Annotated in this window: 16 protein-coding genes and 1 pseudogene; 8 read left to right on the top strand and 9 right to left on the bottom strand. The window is 72.5% G+C overall.

Going from position 1 to position 19,686, the window contains the following annotated elements; genetic code table 11:
* Window positions 1–99: 99 nt before the first annotated feature.
* A complete protein-coding gene (locus tag P3T39_RS15095) occupies window positions 100–1,191 on the bottom strand; it encodes an aminotransferase class V-fold PLP-dependent enzyme (RefSeq protein WP_280698072.1) in 1,092 nt (363 codons plus the stop codon).
* Between the two features lie 150 nt (window positions 1,192–1,341).
* On the opposite strand from P3T39_RS15095, the gene P3T39_RS15100 reads away from it, so the two are divergent.
* The 5 genes from P3T39_RS15100 to P3T39_RS15120 all read left to right on the top strand — a co-directional run bounded on the left by P3T39_RS15100 (window position 1,342) and on the right by P3T39_RS15120 (window position 7,242).
* Window positions 1,342–2,433 carry an amidohydrolase family protein gene (locus tag P3T39_RS15100; RefSeq protein ID WP_280698073.1) on the top strand — a complete coding sequence of 364 codons (1,092 nt, stop codon included), beginning with the start codon at window positions 1,342–1,344 and terminating at the stop codon, window positions 2,431–2,433.
* A 189-nt stretch (window positions 2,434–2,622) separates the two neighbouring features.
* Window positions 2,623–3,300, top strand: a complete 678-nt coding sequence (locus P3T39_RS15105; protein ID WP_280698074.1) for a uracil-DNA glycosylase — start codon at window positions 2,623–2,625, stop codon at window positions 3,298–3,300.
* Between the two features lie 229 nt (window positions 3,301–3,529).
* The gene (locus tag P3T39_RS15110) at window positions 3,530–4,516 is read left to right on the top strand and encodes an SCO1860 family LAETG-anchored protein (protein WP_280698075.1); all 987 of its coding nucleotides are present in this window, start codon (window positions 3,530–3,532) and stop codon (window positions 4,514–4,516) included.
* Between the two features lie 181 nt (window positions 4,517–4,697).
* Window positions 4,698–5,720: a glutamine synthetase gene (gene glnII / locus P3T39_RS15115; protein ID WP_280698076.1), complete on the top strand. Its 1,023-nt coding sequence runs from the start codon at window positions 4,698–4,700 to the stop codon at window positions 5,718–5,720.
* Window positions 5,721–6,108: 388 nt separating this feature from the next.
* Entirely contained in the window at window positions 6,109–7,242 is a 1,134-nt protein-coding gene (locus P3T39_RS15120) for a M48 family metallopeptidase (RefSeq protein WP_280698077.1), read from the top strand.
* A 73-nt stretch (window positions 7,243–7,315) separates the two neighbouring features.
* Here P3T39_RS15120 and P3T39_RS15125 read toward each other — a convergent pair whose 3' ends face one another.
* Window positions 7,316–8,641, bottom strand: coding sequence for a hypothetical protein (locus tag P3T39_RS15125; RefSeq protein WP_280698078.1), 1,326 nt, complete (start codon window positions 8,639–8,641; stop codon window positions 7,316–7,318).
* Window positions 8,642–8,884: 243 nt separating this feature from the next.
* On the opposite strand from P3T39_RS15125, the gene P3T39_RS15130 reads away from it, so the two are divergent.
* Window positions 8,885–9,715 (top strand): MOSC N-terminal beta barrel domain-containing protein, encoded by an 831-nt coding sequence (locus P3T39_RS15130; protein WP_280698079.1) that lies wholly within the window; start codon window positions 8,885–8,887, stop codon window positions 9,713–9,715.
* Here P3T39_RS15130 and cobC read toward each other — a convergent pair.
* Both cobC and P3T39_RS15140 read right to left on the bottom strand, forming a co-directional pair.
* Window positions 9,702–10,760 carry an Rv2231c family pyridoxal phosphate-dependent protein CobC gene (cobC, locus tag P3T39_RS15135; RefSeq protein ID WP_280698080.1) on the bottom strand — a complete coding sequence of 353 codons (1,059 nt, stop codon included), beginning with the start codon at window positions 10,758–10,760 and terminating at the stop codon, window positions 9,702–9,704. The genes P3T39_RS15130 and cobC overlap by 14 nt on opposite strands.
* Window positions 10,757–11,206: a cobalamin biosynthesis protein gene (locus tag P3T39_RS15140; protein ID WP_348534344.1), complete on the bottom strand. Its 450-nt coding sequence runs from the start codon at window positions 11,204–11,206 to the stop codon at window positions 10,757–10,759. The genes cobC and P3T39_RS15140 overlap by 4 nt, the downstream gene beginning before the upstream one ends.
* A gap of 217 nt (window positions 11,207–11,423) precedes the next feature.
* On the opposite strand from P3T39_RS15140, the pseudogene P3T39_RS15145 reads away from it, so the two are divergent.
* Window positions 11,424–11,549: pseudogene (locus P3T39_RS15145) on the top strand (acid phosphatase); the annotation flags it as partial.
* Between the two features lie 336 nt (window positions 11,550–11,885).
* Window positions 11,886–13,529, top strand: coding sequence for an APC family permease (locus P3T39_RS15150; RefSeq protein WP_280698081.1), 1,644 nt, complete (start codon window positions 11,886–11,888; stop codon window positions 13,527–13,529).
* A gap of 22 nt (window positions 13,530–13,551) precedes the next feature.
* Here P3T39_RS15150 and P3T39_RS15155 read toward each other — a convergent pair whose 3' ends face one another.
* The 5 genes from P3T39_RS15155 to P3T39_RS15175 are packed head-to-tail and all read right to left on the bottom strand — an operon-like array spanning window position 13,552 to window position 19,661.
* Complete coding sequence (locus tag P3T39_RS15155) at window positions 13,552–14,022, bottom strand: OsmC family protein (RefSeq protein ID WP_280698082.1); 471 nt, start codon at window positions 14,020–14,022, stop codon at window positions 13,552–13,554.
* A 54-nt stretch (window positions 14,023–14,076) separates the two neighbouring features.
* Window positions 14,077–15,441: a cobyrinate a,c-diamide synthase gene (locus tag P3T39_RS15160; protein WP_280698083.1), complete on the bottom strand. Its 1,365-nt coding sequence runs from the start codon at window positions 15,439–15,441 to the stop codon at window positions 14,077–14,079.
* Window positions 15,442–15,445: 4 nt separating this feature from the next.
* The gene (gene cobO, locus P3T39_RS15165) at window positions 15,446–16,051 is read right to left on the bottom strand and encodes a cob(I)yrinic acid a,c-diamide adenosyltransferase (protein WP_280698084.1); all 606 of its coding nucleotides are present in this window, start codon (window positions 16,049–16,051) and stop codon (window positions 15,446–15,448) included.
* Between the two features lie 3 nt (window positions 16,052–16,054).
* Complete coding sequence (locus P3T39_RS15170) at window positions 16,055–18,082, bottom strand: putative cobaltochelatase (RefSeq protein ID WP_280698085.1); 2,028 nt, start codon at window positions 18,080–18,082, stop codon at window positions 16,055–16,057.
* A gap of 55 nt (window positions 18,083–18,137) precedes the next feature.
* On the bottom strand, window positions 18,138–19,661 hold the full coding sequence (locus tag P3T39_RS15175; protein ID WP_280698086.1) for a cobyric acid synthase: 1,524 nt from the start codon (window positions 19,659–19,661) through the stop codon (window positions 18,138–18,140).
* Window positions 19,662–19,686: the final 25 nt, after the last annotated feature.

Consider the following 19,686-nt stretch of genomic DNA (forward strand, 5'->3'; position numbering starts at 1 on the left):
CTGCGCCTCTACGCCCCCTGAGGGGCAACCGGCCGGGAGGCGGGGTGACAGGGCCTGCGAACGGGACGTTCAGGAAGGCCCCGGAGAGCGGGCGGGTGGTCAGGCGGTGGTGAGTGCTGCGGTCCAGGCTTCGGCCGCGGCGCTGGTGGCCTGCTCGGGGGTGGTGCCGGGGAGGGTCTCGGCGAGGGCGGTGAGGACGGACTGGACGGACTGCAGTGAGGCGGCGGAGCCGTAGTGGTTGACGCGGAGCATCCCGGTGGCGAGGGCGCCGCCGCCGGACTGGACGGGGAGGGCGGGGTCGAGCCGGGCGGCGAGCTCGGCGGCGTGCAGGCCGGGCGGGGTGCGCAGGGTGGTGGCGACCGGGGCGGCGTGGCGGTCCTGGTGGACGAAGGGAGTGAGGGTGCCCAGGGCGCGGACGCCCGCGCGGGTCGCGGCGGCGGCCGCGCGGTGCCGGGCGATGGTGGCGGTCAGGGTGTCGGCCTCGATCCGCTCCAGGCAGGCGTCGAGGGCGAGCATCTCCAACTGGGCCGGCGCGTGGGGGAGTACGGTGCGCCCGGCGTCCGTCCAGCGCTCCTTCCAGTCCAGCAGGGAGAGGTAGGAGCGGCGCGGCGCAGCCGGGTTGGCGGCGATCCGCTCCCACGCGCGGTCGCTGACCGAGACGGCGGAGACCCCGGCGGGGCCGCCCATCGCCTTCTGCCCGCCGATGACGCACAGGTCCACGCCCCACTCGTCGGTGAGCAGCGGTTCGGCGGCGACCGAGGCGACCGCGTCCAGCATCAGCAGTGCGCCGTGCGCCCGTACCACGGCGGCGATTTCGGCGACCGGGTTGGTGTTGCCGGTGGCGGCCTCGGCATGGACCAGCGAGACGAAGTCGGTCTCCGGGCGCGCCCGGAGCGCCTCGGCGACCTGCTCGGCGCGGACCGCGCTGTCGAATGGCACGGCCAGGTCCACGACATCGGCGCCGCAGCTGCGCAGCCAGTTGCCGAAGGTCTGCCCGTACGGACCGGTGACGATGTTGAGTGCGGTGCTGCCGGCGTGGGCCGCGCCCCGGATCGCCGCCTCCAGCGGGAGCAGCGCCTCGCCCTGGGTGACGATCACATCGGCCGTGGTGTGCAGCAGCGCGGCCACCCGGTCCTCGATCGCGGCGAACTGCGCGGCACTCAGCGGCGGGAGGTCGAGGAAGGGGCTCACGGGGCTGGCCTTTCGCTGACGGTGGGGGAGCGGCCCGGTGTCGGGGCCTGGAAGTACGGGCACCAACGGTCAGTCTGCCTCATCGCGCCGGTCCGAAGGCGCCCGGTGGCCCCTCCCGTCGGCGGCGGCCCCGTCGGTAGAGTGCGGGACATGAGCGATGCCGCGGTGCTGCACATCAAGGGGCGGGTACTGGTCGGGCCCGAGGACGTCCGGGACGAGCTGTGGGTGGTGGACGGCCGGGTGAGCTTTGAGCGTCCGGCGCGGGCGACCGATGTCCGTACGGTCTCCGGCTGGGTACTGCCCGGCCTGGTGGATGCGCACTGCCATGTCGGCCTGGACGCCCACGGCGCGGTGGACGAGGCCACCAGCGAGAAGCAGGCCCTCACCGACCGTGACGCCGGGACGCTGCTGATCCGCGATGCGGGCTCCGCCGCCGACACCCGCTGGATCGACGACCGCGAGGACCTGCCCCGGATCATCAGGGCCGGACGGCACATCGCCCGTACCCGTCGCTACATCCGCAACTACGCGCACGAGATCGAGCCCGGTGACCTGGCCGCGTATGTCGCGGCCGAGGCCAGGCGCGGCGACGGCTGGGTGAAGCTGGTCGGTGACTGGATCGACCGCGAGCGCGGTGATCTGGCCGCCTGCTGGCCGGGGGACGCGCTGCGCGAGGCGATCGCCGCCGCGCACGCCGAGGGCGCCCGGGTCACCGCGCACTGCTTCGCCGCCGAGTCGCTGCCCGATCTGCTCGCCGCCGGCATCGACTGCATCGAGCACGCGACCGGTCTGACCGAGGAGTTGATCCCGGTCTTCGCCGAGCGGCAGGTGGCGATCGTCCCGACGCTGGTCAACATCGCGACCTTCCCCGGGCTGGCGGACGGCGGCCAGGAGAAGTTCCCGGCCTGGTCCGCGCACATGCGCCGCCTGCACGAGCGCCGTTACGACACCGTCGGCGCGGCGTACGACGCGGGGATCCCGATCTTCGTCGGGACGGACGCGGGCGGCTCGCTCGCGCACGGACTGGTCGCGGACGAGGTGGCCGAGCTGGTCAAGGCCGGTATGCCGCCCGCCGCCGCGCTGTCGGCGGCGAGTTGGGGAGCACGCGAGTGGCTGGGCAGGGAGGGACTGACCGAGGGCGCACCGGCCGACCTGGTGGTGTACGCGCAGGACCCGCGCGCGGACGTCCGGGTACTGGCCGATCCGCAACTGGTCGTCCTCCGGGGCCGCGTGGTCGGCTGACACTCGGACCCCACCTGCTCGCGCCGACTCGGGCACCTGCTCGGCCAGGCGCCCCCGCCCGGCATCGACAACTGCGATCAGCCGTGCACCCGCCTGGGAGCGTGCGTGTCGACCGCCGGAGCGAGTACGTGATGCCGTGCCTGCGGTCGGTCGGGCCGGCGGCGGGCGTTGGGCCGATAGGGTGGCGATATGGCACCACGTCCACTGAACGAGATCGTCGAACCCGGCTGGGCCAAGGCCCTTGAGCCGGTGGCCGGGCGGGTCGCCGCCATGGGCGACTTCCTGCGCGGCGAGCTGGCCGCAGGCCGTACCTACCTGCCGGCCGGGCCGAACGTGCTGCGTGCGTTCCAGCAACCCTTCGACTCGGTACGGGTGTTGATCGTCGGCCAGGATCCGTACCCGACTCCGGGGCATGCCGTCGGGCTGAGTTTCTCGGTTGCGCCGCAGGTCCGGCCGATCCCGGGCAGCCTGGTCAACATCTTCCAGGAGTACGGCCGCGACCTCGGCTTCCCGCCGCCTGCCAACGGCGACCTCACCCCGTGGACCCAGCAGGGTGTGCTGCTGCTCAACCGGGCGCTGACCACCGCGCCGGGCAAGCCGGCCGCGCACCGGGGCAAGGGCTGGGAAGAGGTCACCGAGCAGGCGATCCGGGCGCTGGTGGCGCGTGGCGGCCCGCTGGTGGCGATCCTGTGGGGGCGCGACGCCCGCAATCTGCGCCCCTTGTTGGGGCCGGTGCCTTCGGTGGAGTCGGCGCATCCGAGTCCGATGTCGGCGGACCGGGGCTTCTTCGGCTCGCGCCCGTTCAGCAGGGCGAACGAGCTGCTGGCCCGCCAGGGCGCGCAGCCGGTGGACTGGCGCCTGCCCTAGGGCCGGCCTCCCGGTGGCATACCGCCCGGCGTCGTACTGCCCGGCGTCAACCTCACTCGAAGGAGTGAACCGACGCTGGGTGTTGCTTGTGTGATGGACGGTTCGGAAGAGACTGATGGGAGTCGAGAGCACAAGCCCCTTCCCCCGGCCCGATGCGGCACCAGTCTGCGCGCGGGGTGACTACGGCGGCGCGCTCTGTCCATCCGTCACCCGTGGGGGGTCCTTCACGATGTCCGTTCCGCGTTCCACTCCTCTGCGTTCCACTCTCCGCTCCGCCGCTGCCACCGGACTGGCGGCCGGTCTCCTCGCTCTTCCCGGCGGCGCCGCGTACGCCACGGGGCCGACTCCCTCACCGGGGAAGGCCCGCGCGGTGACCGCCGAACTCGCGCTGGACGTCAGCCTGCTGAACGACAAGGTGGATGTCCCCGTCGACATCACCCTGAACAAGGTGGAGTCCCCGGAGCAACAAAAGGGGCACCTCCCAGCCGTCAAGGCTGGGGGAGGCGCGATGCTCACGGCCAAGGTGGACGGTGTCGACCAGGGGCGGCCGGTCACCCTGGTCAAGGCGGAGGCGGGCAACTCCACCACGCGGGCCGACGAGCACGGCACCGCCGCCTCCGTCCGCCTGGTCGGCGCCGACCTGAACGCGCCCGGTCTGGTCACCACGCTGATCGGCCTGGAGGCGCTGAGCGCCGAGGCCACCTGCCCGGTGGACGGGCAGCCGACCGCCAAGGTCACCTCGCCCGCCCGGGTCACCGTGCTCGGCAGGTCGGTCGCGCTCGGCCTGAACGGGCCGACCCACGTGGACGTCCCGGCCGTGGGCAGTGTGGACATCGAGTTCTCCAGGCACACCACCACCTCCACCATGGCCGCCGCCTCCGCACTGGAGGTGAACGTCGCGGTCAATCCGCTCAACCTCAACGTCGCCAAGGTCACCGGGAAGATCACTGTCGCCTCGGTCAGCTGCGAGAAGCCGGTGCCCGCACACACCACGGCCCCGACGAACCCGGCCCCGTCCGACACGGCGGCGAGCACCGCCGCCCGCGCCGTCCCCGCCGCCGACACGACCACCGGAGCGGGCAAGGCACTCGCCTTCACCGGCAGCACCGGCACCGGCACCCTGGCAGGTGCCGCAGCCGCGCTCATCACGGCTGGAACCGGCGCTCTCTGGCTGGCCGCACGCCGTCGCCGCAATACCCGGGCGCGCCACCGCTGACGCCGATAGGGTGCGACAACGTCACCTGGAAGCCCCGGAACTGGTTCTGGCACTTCCGGTGCGTAAGCGTGCCACTGCGGACGGTTGGTTCACATGGGCGTTACATAGGAGGAACAACCGGGAAACGGCGGCTTGCAACGCTACGCGGGCACCCACCACCCAAGCAGTGAGGTACACAGCGATGGCAATCAAGGCCGAGTACATCTGGATCGACGGCACCAAGCCGACCGCCAAGCTCCGTTCCAAGACTCGGATCCTGCCCAACGCTGACAAGATCCCCACCTGGGGCTTCGACGGCTCCTCGACCAACCAGGCCGAGGGCCACGCCTCGGACCGCGTGCTGGAGCCGGTTGCCACCTTCCCGGACCCGATCCGCGGCGGCGACAACATCCTGGTCCTGTGCGAGGTCAACGAGACCGACGGCACCCCGCACGAGTCCAACACCCGTGCGCTGCTGCGCCCGATCGCCGAGCAGTACGCCGCGCAGGAGTCGATCTTCGGCATCGAGCAGGAGTACACCTTCTTCAAGGGCTCCCGTCCGCTCGGCTTCCCCGAGGGCGGTTTCCCGGCCCCGCAGGGCGGTTACTACTGCGGCGTCGGCGCGGAGGAGGTCTTCGGCCGCGAGATCGTCGAGCTGCACCTGGACCGCTGCCTCGCGGCCGGTCTGGCCATCTGCGGCATCAATGCCGAGGTCATGCCCGGCCAGTGGGAGTTCCAGATCGGCCCGGTCGACGCGGTGACCGTCTCCGACCATATGTGGGTCGCCCGCTACCTGCTCTACCGCACCGCCGAGGAGTTCGGCATCGACGCCACCCTGGACGCCAAGCCCGTCCGCGGCGACTGGAACGGCGCCGGCGCGCACACCAACTTCTCCACCAAGGCGATGCGCGAGGGTTACGACGCGATCATCACCGCCTGCGAGTCGCTCGGCGCCTCCCAGGAGAAGGTGCTGGAGCACGTCACCCAGTACGGCGCCGACATCGAGACCCGTCTCACCGGCAAGCACGAGACCGCCCCGTGGAACGTCTACAGCTACGGCGTCTCCAACCGCGGCGCCTCGGTCCGCATCCCGTGGCAGGTCGAGGTCGAGCAGAAGGGCTACATCGAGGACCGTCGCCCGAACGCCAACGTCGACCCGTACGTGGTGACCCGCCTCCTGGTCAACACCTGCTGCTCCGCCCTGGAGAAGGCCGGCCAGGTCTGATCCGCTCTGCGGCCAGGCCGAGTTGAACTGCTGACGCCCGCCCGGTGCCTCTCTTCCGAGGGAGGCCGCCGGGCGGGCGCTGCTTATTGCGATCTCTTCGCAATAAGCTCTGACGGATGATCAACGGTCCTGCTTCGAGCACGTCGGCTGCATCCACCACCGCGAACAGACCCACCCGGGACGGAGCCGTCCGGGGCGAACAACCATGCAGCTCCGTAGCGGGCTGGTTGCGCACGCAGTTGATCAAGCAGAGCCCCGCGCCCCTGAGGCGGTGCCTGGCTGATCGGGTTCTGTACGGCACCGGGTGGTGCATGGTCGATCGGGTAGCGGATCCCCTGCGTGGGGGCTGTTCTCGGAAAGGTTCGGCGGCAGGCCCTACGGTGGCTCCATGGATGACTTCACCCCGGAAGAGGTGGCCAGGGGCAGGGCGCTGCGCCGGGCCCAACTGCCGTGGGCCCTCGGTGGCCGGACTGCCGGGCTGCTCTACACCCTGGCGCTCGGCCTCACCCCGGCCGGGGCCGGCCTGGTGACGGCGGTCGGTGCGCTGTTCGGCGGCTCGCGCACCGCGCAGCTGCTGGCCGGAACGGCTGCGCTGCTGGTCACCGGCCAGGTGCTGCAGCTTCCGTTCTCGGCAAGGGTCAGGACCGTCCGCAGCCACTACGGCCTGGTCACCCAGGGCCGGCGCGGTTGGGCAGTGGACATCCTGCGCGGCCTGGCGCTCACACTGGTACTCGCCCTTCCGCTGGTGTACGGGCTGTACGCGCTCACCGAGCGCTCCCCGCACGGCTGGTGGCTGCCCGCCGCCGGGCTGGCCGCGCTGCTCACCATCGCCCTGTCCTTCCTCCACCCGCTCCTGATCGAGCCGGTGTTCAACCGCTTCACCCCGCTGCCCGACGGTGAACTCCGCAGTGCGCTGCTGGGCCTGGCACGCCGGGACGCGATCCGGGTGCGGCAGGTGCTGGTCGCCGACGCCTCGCGGCGGACCACCGCACTCAACGCGTACGTCTCCGGGTTCGGCGCGAGTCGGCGGATCGTCGTGTACGACACCCTGCTCACCACTGCCGAACCGCGCGAGGTGGAACTGGTGGTGGCCCACGAGTTGGGCCACGTCAAGCACCGGGACGTCCTCACCGGGACGGTCCTCGGGGCGGTCGGTGCCGCCGTCGCGGTCTGTCTGCTCGGGCTGCTCGCCAACTGGCAGGCCCTGCTCTCGACGGCCGGTGCCACCGACGCGGCCGACCCGCGTTCGCTTCCGCTGCTCGCCGCCTGCGCCGCCCTGATCGGAGCCGCCACCGGTCCGCTCCAGTGCGCGGTGAGTCGTCGCATCGAGGTCAGGGCCGATCTGCACGCCCTCGAACTCACCTCCGACCCCGAGCAGTTCATCGCCATGCAGCGCCGTCTCGCCGTCACCAACGTCTCCGACGTGGACCCGCCCCGGCTGCTGGAACTCCTCTTCGCCACCCATCCGAGCGCCACCCGGCGGATCACCGCCGCCCGCGCCTGGCGCCCGCCCGCCGGGTGACCCCGGGATGCACTGCGGCCACTCCGGGGGCAGGTAGCCCGCCGAAGTGGCCGCAGTACGGGGCTCGCCGGCGTCAGCCGACGAGCCGCTCCAGGACCCATTCGACCAGGGGCTCGGTCACCTGGCTGTGCTCGCTGTTCACGATGTTGCACTTGAACTCGTCGAGCAGGCTCTTCTCGGCGGGCAGCGACTCGATCTTCTCGTCCAGCTTGACGTTCCACTTGACCGGGTCGTAGTCCAGCGCGACCGCGCTCACCGAGGGGACGAAGCAGCTGTTGCGGTACTCCTCGGGGATCTTGGCCTTGAGCGCGTCGGCGATCAGACCGAAGGAGTTGAGAGTGCCGCCGGGGGCGTCGTCGAGAGCCGGAACGTACGAGGTGTTGCCGCGTCGCACCTGACCGAGGAGCTTCATCTCGCCGATCGGCTGGTGCTCGCCCTTGTCGGGCTGGAAACGGGCCGTGGCGGTGAGGGTGAGCAGCGCGTTCTGGACGTCGAACACCACCTCGCCGGCCGGCAGGTCGAGGCCGATGCCGTTTCCGGTGCCGTTGGCCACGCCCAGCTTGCGCGGCCGTGCCGGGAACTGGCCGTACTCCTCCAGCTCCGCCAGGAACTGCTTGCGCATCTCGCTGGAGGTGGCGACCGGTCCCGAGTACTTCGCGTCCTCGACCCAGGCCCACAGCAGCTGCTGCGCGGCAGGGCTCCTGATCAGTTCGGCCTGCTTGGGGCCGGGCTGGCCGGTCGGGATGCTCTCGAAGAAGTACGCCATCTGCTGGAGCACCAGCGGGATCCACGCCCCGTTGTGCGGGGAGTCCCAGGAGAGGTAGGTCTCGGTCTGGTGGTCCTGCTTGCGGTGCTCCATCTCGGCGAGCGCATAGCGGGTGATGAGGCCGCCCATGCTCACTCCGCCGACGATCAGCGGGGTGTCGCCGTGCCGCTCCGAGATGGCCCGCTGGATGGCGCTGATCACCACGCCGGCGTTGGCCTGGATGTAGGTGTGCCGCAGGTCGAAGCCGACCAGGATGACGTCGATGCCCGCGTTGAGCAGCTGGTCGAGGAAGCCGATCTTGCCCTTTGCGTAGATCGTGTTGAAGTGCTCCCACAGGCCCGGCAGGTCGCTGGGACCGTAGTTGAACCCGTCCGCGAAGATGAACGGCCGCTCCAGCCTCTTGCGGCCCTTGGCGTAGTAGACCGCCGCTGTACCGGTCGCCACCTCGCGCCGGTACGGCCGGGCGGACCGCAGCTCCCAGATCTCCGGCTCCCGCTCCTCGGCGCGGGCCGCGCGCGGCGGCGTCGCGAACCAGACGCCCGGCTTCACTGAACCGGCGAGCTTCGCCAACTCCTCGGTCGAGGGCTCTTGCTGCGCCGTCAACTCGACGTCGATCCTGGCTTCCTGCGCCATGACTACCGCCTCTTGCTCGGGTGGGTGCTTCTCATGGACTTGCCGACGGCTTGCGCCGTGATCAGATGCGATTCGGGCAGGCAATGCACGGGAGTTGTCGCCAACCCCTTGCAGATACTCGGCTCCCTGCCCCCACGCAGTGATTGACTGTAACAGTCCGATCACTTTGTGTACTGCAATTCGAGTGGGGAGTCGCAGCCCCCTGAATCGGATGCCGGTTCGGGGCTCTGGCAGGGTGGCGTTATGACGATGATCGGGACGGTGGGGGCGCTGTGGCGCTACCCGGTGAAGTCGATGCTGGGGGAGCGGCTCGCTGACTGCGAGGTGGGTGAGCGGGGGCTCTCGGGCGATCGGACGCTGGCGCTGCTCGACCGGGCCACCGGTCAGGTGGCGAGCGCCAAGAACCCGCGCTGGTGGCGGGAGTTGCTGGGCTTCGGCTCCACCGCCACGGGCGACGGGGTGCGGATCACCGGGCCCGGCGGGGAGTCGTTGCGGGGCGGGGAGGTGGACGGGATTCTCTCCGAGCTGCTCGGCCGCAGCGTCTCGCTGATCGACGCCCCGCCGCCCGGTGCGACCCTGCGCCGCGCGGTGCCGGAGGAGGTCCTGCGCAGCGGGATCGAAGCCGAAGTCCCTTACACCGAAGGGGAGCTGGGCAAGGCCGCGCCCGCCGGGACGTTCTTCGACTTCGCCCCGCTGCATCTGCTGGCCACCGCCACCCTCGACGGGATCGCGAAGCTCGGCGGTCCCGGGCCGGACGAACTCGCCCGCTACCGGCCGAACCTGGTGATCCGCACCGGAGGCGGAGCGCCGTTCGAGGAGAACGGCTGGGCCGGGCGGGAGCTGCTGATCGGCGAGGAACTGCGGATCCGGGTCCTGGTGCCGACCCCGCGCTGCGCGGTGCCGACCCTTGCGCACGGTGAACTGCCGCGCAGCTCGGAGGCGTTGCGCGTACCGGCCCGGCACAACCGGGTGGAGCCGCTGCCCGGCCTGGGCCTGCTGCCCTGCGTCGGCGCCTACGCGCAGGTGGTGCGGCCGGGCAGGGTGGGCGTCGGGGACGGCGTCAGCGTGGTGTGAGGCCGGTGGCGGCCGAGGCGAGGGCGGCGAGGAAGCGGTCGGTGGTGGACCTGTCCCGCACCGCGATCCGCAGCCAGTCGGGGCCGAGACCGGGGAAGGTGTCGCCGCGCCGGACCGCGAAGCCGGCTGCCCGCAGGCGCTCGCGGACGGCCGCCGCGCCGGGCAGCTCGACGAGGACGAAGGAGGCGGCCGGCTCGCCGTGCACCCGTACGTCGAGGAAGTCGGCGAGGCCCTTGAGCAGGTACGTGCGCTGCTCGGCGGTGGTACGGGCGGCCTGTTCGGCCTCGGCGAGCGCGGCGGGCGTGCTGCACACCTCGGCGGCGGCCAGCGCCGGGGTGGAGACCGGCCAGAGCGGCTGGGCGGCGCCGAGGCGGGCGATCAGGGCGGCGGGCCCGAGGGCGTAGCCGATCCGCAGCCCGGCCAGCCCCCAGGTCTTGGTCAGGCTGCGCAGGACGACCACCTGGCCGGGCAGTTCGCGGAACTCCGGCCCCGTCAGGGACTCGGTCTCACCCGGGACGGTGTCCATGAACGCCTCGTCCACCACCAGGGTGCGCCCGGGACGGGCCAGCGCGGCGACCTCGGCGGCCGGATGCAGCACGGAGGTCGGATTGGTGGGGTTGCCGAGGACGACCAGATCGGCCTCCTCGGGCACCGCGTCACGGGTGAGCCGGAAGTCGTCGGCGGCGGAGAGGACCGCGCGGTGGACGGTGTGCCCGGCGTCGCGCAGCGCCGCCTCGGGCTCGGTGAACTGCGGATGTATGACCACGGGATGACGCGGCGTCAGGGTGCGGGCGAGCAGTACGAAAGCCTCGGCCGCCCCCGAGGTCAGCAGGACTTCGTCCACCGGTCGGCTGTGGCGGGCCGCGACGGCGGCGCGGGCGGCGGTCTGCTCGGGGTACGCCGCAAGGTCCGCCAGGGTCGCGGCGAGGTGCTCGCGCAGCCAGGCCGGGGGCGTGGCGGTGCGGACGTTGACCGCGAGGTCGACCAGGCCGGCGGTACGGACCTCGGCGTCGCCGTGGTGGCGGAGGTCGGGCTCGGTCGTCACGTCGCGGCTCCAGGGTGAGAGGGCAGTCGGGAGACCGCCACGGTGACCCGGGCGGACTTGCGCTTGGGGACGAGCAGCGGGCCGCCTGCGGCGGAGAGCAGCGCGGCTGCCTCGGCGACGCTCGCTGTACCGACGGTGGCCAGGGCCGAGGGGGAGGGGTTCGGCACCACGACGGCCGCCAGCGCTTCGGCGCGGTGCGCGACCAGCGGTACGCCCAGTTCCCGGGCGGCCGCCCGCAGGCCCGGCTCCCCGGCCCTGCGCTCGACGGTGGCCAGCAGGGCGATCTGGCGGCGCTCCAGCCGGGCCTCGGCCAGCGCGGAGTCGACGAGTGCGAGCACCTCGCCGACCGTCACCCCACGGCTCGCGCCGATGCCGATGCCGATGCCGACGACGGCGGGGCGCTGCTCCGCTGCGCTCTCCCGCACCGGGCACACCCCCTCGATCACGTCCGCTCCATCGGTCCGGAAATCCCACCACGGGGCCGATGACCAGGTCAATCGCACCACCTGTGACCTCCGGCGCAGGGCCTCTCCAAGGGAGGGCGTCCTCAGAGCCCCGCGCCCCGGGTGGTGCTCCGAACTCGAAGTGGGAGGGTGGAGGTGCGAGGCCGTTCGACGATCCCGGACCCGTTCGGAGGGCAGCCGTCATGACTGTCGAGCAGATCCCGGCAGCGGCACCGCCACCAGGTACGACCACTACAGCGTGCTGCGCACCCTGGAGGACCTGGCCGATCTGAGCACCCACGCGGGCAACGCGGCCGCCACCGACATCAGCGGCATCTGGGACTGACGTCCGGATACCCGGGCGTCCGACGCCGGCGTCCAGCGTGCATACGATCCGACGACTCGGCCGAGGGGTGGCCGTGTCCGCGCGTGTCCCTGCTGTTCGCGGCATCGGGTGGCCGATCTGAGGCACCGTCGGGTTCCAGGGCCTGTCCCGCCGGTCGCGGGTGCGACGCCGGTCTTGCAGTCTTCAACCGTCGAGTTTTCAGCCGTGCAGTCGTCAGACCCCCCGCCCCTGGACGGCGCATGGCCACCGTCTGCGGAAAGACCGGCCGGACGGGCCCCAACACCGCCGCCCGACCGGCCGGGTCCGCGCACGGTCGAGTTCCGAGAGGCCGAACCCATGGCACCGACCGAGCAGAGCACCCCGCCCGATGCGCGCGGCGACGGCCGGCTGCGCCGGGAGGTGGGGCTGGTCGGGCTGCTGTGGGCCTCGGTGGGCGCGATCATCGGCTCGGGCTGGCTGTTCGGCGCGAAGAACGCCGTGGTGACCGCAGGGCCGGCCGCCCTGTTCTCCTGGGGGATCGGCGCGGTGGCGATCGTGCTGCTGGCGCTGGTCCATGCCGAGCTCGGCGGGCTGTTCCCGGTCGCCGGGGGCACCGCCCGCTACCCGCACTACGCCTTCGGCGGCTTCGCCGGGATGTCCTTCGGCTGGTTCTCCTGGCTCCAGGCCGCCACGATCGCGCCGATCGAGGTCCAGGCCATGATCAACTACGCCGGGCACTGGTCCTGGGCGCGCGGCTTCCTGCACCCGGACCACACCCTGACCAGCTCGGGCTTCGCCCTCGCGGCCGCCCTGCTGGCGGTCTTCGTGGTGATCAACTTCCTCGGCGTCAGAATCCTCGCCCACACCAACAGCGTGGCCACCGCGTGGAAGGTGGCGATCCCGCTGCTGACCATCCTGGTGCTGGCGGTGACGGGGTTCCACGGCGGCAACTTCACCTCGCAGGGCTTCGCGCCGTACGGGGCCAAGGGAGTGCTCGCGGCGATCAGCACCAGCGGGGTGATCTTCGCGCTGCTCGGCTTCGAGCAGGCGATCCAGTGGGCCGGCGAGAGCGTGAACCCCCGGCGCGACATCCCACGGGCCGTCCTGGGATCGGTGCTCATCGGGACGCTGGTCTACATCCTGCTCCAGGTGGTCTTCATCGCCGCACTCCCGGCCCAGACCCTCGCCGGCGGCTGGGCCTCGCTCACCTACCCCGGGATCACCGGACCGTTCGCCGGCCTGGCCACCCTGATCGGCCTCGGCTGGCTGGCGAGCCTGCTCTACGCGGACGCGATCATCTCCCCGGGCGGTACCGGCCTGATCTACATCACCTCCAGCTCGCGGGTCTCGTACGGACTGAGCCGCAACGGCTACGCTCCCGAGGCGCTCCAGTGGACGGACCGGAGCTCGGTGCCCTGGGTCGGGCTGATCGTCGCCTTCGTCGCCGGGGTGCTGTGCTTCCTGCCGTTCCCCAGCTGGCAGCGGCTGGTCAGCTTCATCACCTCGGCGGTGGTGCTGATGTACGCGGGAGCGCCGCTGGCCTTCGGCGTCATGCGCAGGCGGCTGCCGGGACTTGCGCGCCCCTACCGTCTGCCCGGGGGCTCGGTGGTCTCGCCGGTGGCCTTCGCGATCTCCGGAATGATCATCTACTGGTCGGGCTGGGACACCCTGTGGCGGCTGGGCGCGGCGATCCTGATCGGCTACCTCCTGATGGGCTCGTACGCCGCGTACGCGAAGGCCAAGGGCGCACCGAACGCCCCACGGATGGACTTCGGGGCCGGCCGGTGGCTGCCGGTCTATCTGGTCGGGATGGGCGTGATCTCCTGGCAGGGCACCTTCGGTGCGGGAGCGGCGGGCAATCTGCCGCTGTGGTGGGACATCGCGGTCGTCGCCGTCTTCTCGCTGGCCGTCTACTACTGGGCCCTGCGGGTCGCGCTGCCCGCCGAGGAGATCGAGCGGAACATCCAGGGCGTCGTCGTGGTGGACGAGGGCAGCCACTGAGCGGCCCCGCAGCCGGGAGGAGTCACCCCCGGACGGTCACCCCGGGCTCGTGACGGACGGGGAAGTTGACCGAGTTGGCGATGAAGCAGGCGCGATGGGCGTCGGCGTGCAGCGCAAGGGCGCGCTCGACCATCGACTCCTCGGCGACCTCCACCTGCGGGTGCAGCACCGCCTCGGTGAAGTGCCCGCCCTCGGCGGTCTCGGCCATCGTGCCCACCGGGTTGTCCGCATAGGCCGTGACGACCACGCCGTTGACGGCGCAGTAGTGCAGATACCAGAGCAGGTGGCACTGCGAGATCGAGGCGAGCAGCAGCTGTTCGGGGTTCCAGCGCGCCGGGTCGCCCCGGAAGGCCGGGTCGGAGCTGCCGAGGATGGCCGGACGCCCTGCCGCCGTCACCTCGTGGGCGCGCTCGTACGAGCGGTAGCCGCTGGTGCCGCTGCCGGTGTTGCCGGTCCAGGTGACCCGGGTGGTGTAGGTGTGGAGCTTGCTCATGGGTGTCTCCCCGTCGTCTCGTCGGGCACGGATGCTCCGGGCGGTCGGTTTCTGTCAGCCCTGTCGGTGCTCGGCCGCCGCACGGACCAGCCGCTCGGCCAACTCCGGTGCCCCGGCCCAGTGCAGATGCAGGTAGGAGGCGTGCACCGAACCGGCGACGAAGCCCTCGGTACGCGGCCCGGTGGGCCCGCGCCAGCCCCAGGCGGGCTGCGGTCCCGAACCGGGCTCGCAGACGGTGCGGTGGAACTCGTGCCCCCGCACGCGCGCGCCCGCCGGGGCGAGCGCGCTGTCGCCGATGGCCACCGCCTCGCGGTAGCCGAGGGTCAGCCGCTCGGTCATCCGGGCGGCGCTGTCGAGCACCCCGCACATCGGCCTACCGTCCAACTCCCGCCCCAGGTAGAGCAGTCCGGCGCACTCGGCGGTGATCGGAGCACCCGAGGCGGCGAGCGCGGCGATCGAGGTGCGCAGCGAGGCGTTCTCGCTCAACTCGGCGACGTACATCTCGGGGAAGCCGCCGCCGATCACCAGCCCCGAGGAGTCCTCGGGGAGTTCGGCATCGTGCAGCGGATCGAACGGCACCACCTCGGCCCCGGCCGCCGTCAGCAGCTCCGCGTTCTCCGCGTACGAGAAGGAGAACGCGGCGCCGGAGGCCAGCGCGATCCTCGGCCGCCCGGCGACCTCGGCGACCTCGGCCGCCGCCGACCACGGCTCGGCGTCCAGCGGGGGCGCGCTGCGCGCCAGCTCCAGCAGCGCGTCCAGATCCACCGAGGCGGCGACCAGTTCGCCCATGTCACGGACGGCCTGCAGGGCCTGTGCCGAGCGCTCGACGGCCGGGATCAGGCCCAGGTGCCGCGAGGGCGTGGCCACGGCGGCAGTACGCCGCACCGAGCCGAGCACCGGGACACCCGAGCCCTCCTCCAGGGCCTCGCGCAGCAGTTGCTCGTGCCGGTCCGAGGCGACCCGGTTGAGGATCACCCCGGCGAGGCGGACCTCAGGGTCCCAGGAGGCGAAGCCGTGCACCAGCGCGGCCACGGACCGGGACTGCGAGGAGGCGTCCACCACCAGCACCACCGGTGCCCGCAGCAGCTTCGCCACGTGCGCCGTGGACGCCAGCTCCCCCCGCCCGGCCGCGCCGTCGAACAGCCCCATCACGCCCTCGACCACCGCCACATCGGCCCCGGCGGCACCGTGCAGGAAGAGCGGGGCGATCCGCTCGGGCCCGCACATGTACGCGTCCAGGTTGCGCCCCGGCCGGCCGGCGGCCAGGCCGTGGTAGCCGGGGTCGATGTAGTCGGGGCCGACCTTGTGCGGCGAGACCGCCAGGCCCCGGGCGCTGAGCGCGGCCATCAGCCCGGTGGCGATGGTGGTCTTGCCCGCACCCGAGGACGGTGCGGCGACGACGAGACGGGGAACGTTCAAGGACTTACCACTCGATCCCGCGCTGGCCCTTGCGGCCCGCGTCCATGGGGTGCTTCACCTTGGTCATCTCGGTGACCAGGTCGGCGAAGTCGGTCAGCGCCTCGGGCGCGTAGCGGCCGGTGATGACCACGTGCTGGCTGCCGGGGCGGTCCTTCAGGACGGCCAGCACCTCGTCCACGTCGATCCACCCCCAGTGCATCGGGTAGGTGAACTCGTCCAGCACGTAGAAGCGGTAGCGCTCGGCGGCCAGGTCGCGCTTGATCTGCGCCCAGCCCTCCTTCGCCGCCTCCTCGCTGGACTCGACCATCTCGGCGGACCGCTGCACCCAGGACCAGCCTTCGCCCATCTTGTGCCAGTCCACCGTGCCGCCCTCGCCGGAGGCGCCGAGCACGCGCAGCGCGTTCTCCTCGCCCACCTTCCACTTGGCGGACTTGACGAACTGGAACACTCCGACCGACCAGCCCTGGTTCCAGGCCCGCAGCGCCATCCCGAAGGCGGCGGTCGACTTGCCCTTGCCCGGGCCCGTGTGCACGGCGGTGATCGGCAGCGTACGGCGCTGCCGGGTGGTCAGGCCGTCGTCGGGGACGGACTCGGGGATGCCCTTCGGCATGGTTCAGGCTGCCTTTCGGTCGTGGCCGGCAGATCGGTGCGCGTGGACCAGCGCGGTGACACCCTCGGCCCGCAGCTCGTCCAAGGTCACGGCGGGGGCGTTCAGTTGCGTCGCCAGCGTACGGGCCAGGCCGAGCCGGACAGGACCGGACTCGCAGTCCAGGACCACGCTCGCCAGGCCCTGCCCGGCCAGCAGTCCGGCCGCCCGCCCGGCCTGGGCGAGCGCGTCGCGCCCGCCGGTGGCCCGGCCGTCGGTGACCACCATCAGCAGCGGACGGCGGTGCGGGTCGCGCATCCGCTCCACCCGAAGCACCTCGTGCGCGCGCAGCAGCCCGGCCGCGAGCGGGGTCCGGCCGCCGGTCGGCAGCTGTTCGAGCCGGGCGGCGCCGACCTCCACCGAGGAGGTCGGCGGCAGCGCCAACTCGGCCGTCGCGCCCCGGAAGGTGATCATGCCGATCTTGTCGCGGCGCTGGTAGGCGTCCATCAGCAGCGACATCACGGCGCCCTTGACCGCCGTCATCCGCTGCCGCGCCGCCATCGACCCGGAGGCGTCCACCACGAACAGCACCAGGTTGGACTCCCGTCCCTGGCGCACCTGCTCGCGGAAGTCGTCCCGGTGGAGTACGAGGGCGCGTGAGTCGCGGCCCCGCGCCACCTGGTGCGGGGCGGCGGCGCGCAGGGTGGCGCTCAGGTGCAGCCGGGTCAGGCTGCCCTGCGGGCGCCGGGCCCGGACGGTGTGCCCGCCGTCGGTCTCGGCGGGGGAGCGGCGGCCCTGGGCGCCCTTCCCGGTGCCGGGCACCTTGAACAGCCTGGTGCGGTAGGGATCCCCGGCCGAGGCCACCGGTGCCCTGCTCGAACCGCCGGATCCCTGCGGGGGCACGTTCGCCTCGGGCTCGCCGGCGGCGCTGCCGTCGGGGGCGTCACCCGAGGGCTCGGGAGCACCGCCACCGTCCGGACCGCCGCCGCCGTCCCCCGGACCGTCCCCTTCGGGGCCGTCGTCCTCGGGGCCATCATCGGGCTGCGAGTGCTCCGCAAGCGTCTGGTCCAGCTGGTCCTCGTCCAACCCCGGCGCGTCGAAGGGGTTGCGCCGACGGCGGTGCGGCAGGGCCAGCTGGGCGGCCTTGCGGACGTCCTGCTCCAGTACCTCCGTCCGCCCCTCCCAGGCCGCCAGTGCGACCGCCGTCCGGGCCATCACGATGTCCGCCCGCAGGCCGTCCACCTCGAACGCCGCGCAGACGGCGGTGATCTGACGCAGCGCCACATCGGTCAGCGCCACCTGGGGCAGCAACTGGCGTGCTGCGGTGATCCGTTCGGCCAGCGCCAGCTCGTCCGCGCGGTAGCGCACGGCGAAACCGGCCGGGTCGGCGTCGTAGGCGAGCCGACGGCGGACGACCTCGGCGCGCTCGTCCGGGTCGCGGGTGGCGGCGATCTCCACCGTGAGGCCGAAGCGGTCGAGCAGCTGCGGGCGTAGCTCGCCCTCCTCCGGGTTCATCGTCCCGACCAGCAGGAACCGGGCTGCGTGCCGCACCGAGACGCCCTCGCGCTCCACGTACGACCTGCCCATCGCGGCGGCGTCCAGCAGCAGGTCGACCACATGGTCCTGGAGCAGGTTGACCTCGTCGATGTAGAGCACGCCGCGATGGGCCTTGGCCAGCAGCCCGGGCTCGTACGCCTTGACGCCCTCGGCCAGTGCCCGCTCCAGGTCCAGCGAGCCGACGATCCGGTCCTCGGAGACGCCGACCGGCAGCTCCACCAGGTGCGCCGCGCGCTCCTCGCCGGCGGCCGTCTCGTGCGGTCCGTCCGGGCACTGCGGGTCCACCGCTGCCGGGTCGCAGGCGAACCGGCAGCCGGGCACGGTCGCAATCGTCGGCAGCAGCCCGGCGAGGGCGCGCACCATGGTGGATTTCGCGGTGCCCTTCTCGCCGCGTACCAGCACGCCGCCCACCGCCGGGGAGACCGCGTTGAGCAGCAGCCCGAGCCGCAGGTCGGCCATGCCGACGATCGCGGTGAAGGGGTATCGGACGTCACTCATCGGCTTTGCCACTCTCCAAAGTTCACGGTGCCCACGGCAGTGGCCATCACGGTGTTCACGGTGCTCCCGGCGGTACGAAGGGCAGCGAGTCGCCCGGCACCCCGCCCTCGATCAGCTTCCACAGCGCGTCGGTGTCCGCGTGCTCCTCGATCAGGTCGCCGAGCCGGTCGAGGCGGTCCTCGCGGGCCGCCGCGAAGGAGGTGCCGGGCGCCGGTACGAACGCCCGTCCCGAGAGCGCGGCGGCCTCGCGCAGCAGCGCGCGGCGGAAGCCGTCGTTCTCCAGCGCGCCGTGCCAGGTGGTGCCCCAGACCGAGCCGAGGCGGCAGCCGTCCAGACTGCGCCCACGGTCATCGGAGATGAACGCCTCCCCGCCCTCGACGCTCACCACCCCGTGGTGGATCTCGTACCCCTCGACCCGTTCGCCGTACGCCTCGCCGACCGGCCGGGCCAGTACCTTCTCGCGTCCGAAGACCACCCGGGTCGGCAGCAGCCCGAGCCCTTCGACCACACCAGCCCCGGACTCGATCTCGTCCACGATCTCGCGGCCGAGCATCTGGTAGCCGCCGCAGACCCCGAGCAGCGGCAGCCCGGCGGCCACCCGGGCCTTCAGCGCGGACTCCAGGCCGCGCTCGCGCAGCCAGGCCAGGTCGGCGACGGTGGCCCGGGTCCCTGGCAGGACGACCAGGTCCGCGTCGGCCAGCTCCTCCGGCCTGGTCGCCCAGCGGACCAGGACACCCGGCTCCTGCGCCAGGGCGTCCACATCGGTGAAGTTGGACAGCCTCGGGAAGCGCACCACGGTCACCCGCAGTACGTCCGCCCCGACCGGGCCGCGGGCCTCGGCGCGGTCCACCACGGTGGTCAGGTCCAGCGAGTCCTCGGCGTCCAGCCACAGCCCGGACAGCATCGGCAGCGTGCCGAGCACCGGACGGCCGGTCAGCCGGTGCAGCATCTCCAGGCCCGGCGCGAGCAGTCGCGCATCCCCCCGGAACTTGTTGACGAACCAGCCGGCCACATGCCGCTGGTCCTCGGCCGAGAGCAGCGCCAGCGTGCCGTACATCGCGGCGAAGACCCCGCCCCGGTCGATGTCGCCGACCACCACCACCGGCAGCCTCGCGGCGGTGGCCAGGCCCATGTTGGCGATGTCCCGGTCCCGCAGGTTGATCTCGGCGGGGGAGCCGGCCCCCTCGCAGACCACCACCTCGTACCGGCTGCGCAGGTCGGCCAGGCACTCCAGGGCCCGCTCCAGCAGGACGGGCTTGCGCTCGCGGTAGTCCAGCGCGCCGACCTCGGCGACCGGGCGGCCGAGCAGGACGACCTGGCTGCGGCCGTCGGCACCGGGCTTGAGCAGCACCGGGTTCATCGCCGCCTCCGGTTCGATGCGCGCGGCCTGCGCCTGCATGGCCTGCGCACGGCCGATCTCGGCGCCGTCGGCGGTCACGAAGGAGTTGAGCGACATGTTCTGCGCCTTGAACGGCGCGACCCTGACACCCTGTCGGGCCAGCCAGCGGCAGATGCCCGCCGTGACCACGCTCTTGCCCGCGTCGGAGGTCGTCCCCGCGACCAGCAGTGCCCCGCTCATCCCTCTGCGCCCCGTCCCTCGTCCG

This window comes from Kitasatospora sp. GP82, from assembly GCF_029892105.1.
GTDB lineage: Bacteria > Actinomycetota > Actinomycetes > Streptomycetales > Streptomycetaceae > Kitasatospora.

Coding starts and splice junctions, on each gene's coding strand:
- P3T39_RS15100 (WP_280698073.1), top strand. CDS start 1,342: ATGAGCGATGCCGCGGTGCTGCACATCAAGGGGCGGGTACTGGTCGGG.
- P3T39_RS15105 (WP_280698074.1), top strand. CDS start 2,623: ATGGCACCACGTCCACTGAACGAGATCGTCGAACCCGGCTGGGCCAAG.
- P3T39_RS15110 (WP_280698075.1), top strand. CDS start 3,530: ATGTCCGTTCCGCGTTCCACTCCTCTGCGTTCCACTCTCCGCTCCGCC.
- glnII (WP_280698076.1), top strand. CDS start 4,698: ATGGCAATCAAGGCCGAGTACATCTGGATCGACGGCACCAAGCCGACC.
- P3T39_RS15120 (WP_280698077.1), top strand. CDS start 6,109: ATGGATGACTTCACCCCGGAAGAGGTGGCCAGGGGCAGGGCGCTGCGC.
- P3T39_RS15125 (WP_280698078.1), bottom strand. CDS start 8,641: ATGGCGCAGGAAGCCAGGATCGACGTCGAGTTGACGGCGCAGCAAGAG.
- P3T39_RS15130 (WP_280698079.1), top strand. CDS start 8,885: ATGACGATGATCGGGACGGTGGGGGCGCTGTGGCGCTACCCGGTGAAG.
- P3T39_RS15150 (WP_280698081.1), top strand. CDS start 11,886: ATGGCACCGACCGAGCAGAGCACCCCGCCCGATGCGCGCGGCGACGGC.
- P3T39_RS15155 (WP_280698082.1), bottom strand. CDS start 14,022: ATGAGCAAGCTCCACACCTACACCACCCGGGTCACCTGGACCGGCAAC.
- cobO (WP_280698084.1), bottom strand. CDS start 16,051: ATGCCGAAGGGCATCCCCGAGTCCGTCCCCGACGACGGCCTGACCACC.
- P3T39_RS15170 (WP_280698085.1), bottom strand. CDS start 18,082: ATGAGTGACGTCCGATACCCCTTCACCGCGATCGTCGGCATGGCCGAC.
- P3T39_RS15175 (WP_280698086.1), bottom strand. CDS start 19,661: ATGAGCGGGGCACTGCTGGTCGCGGGGACGACCTCCGACGCGGGCAAG.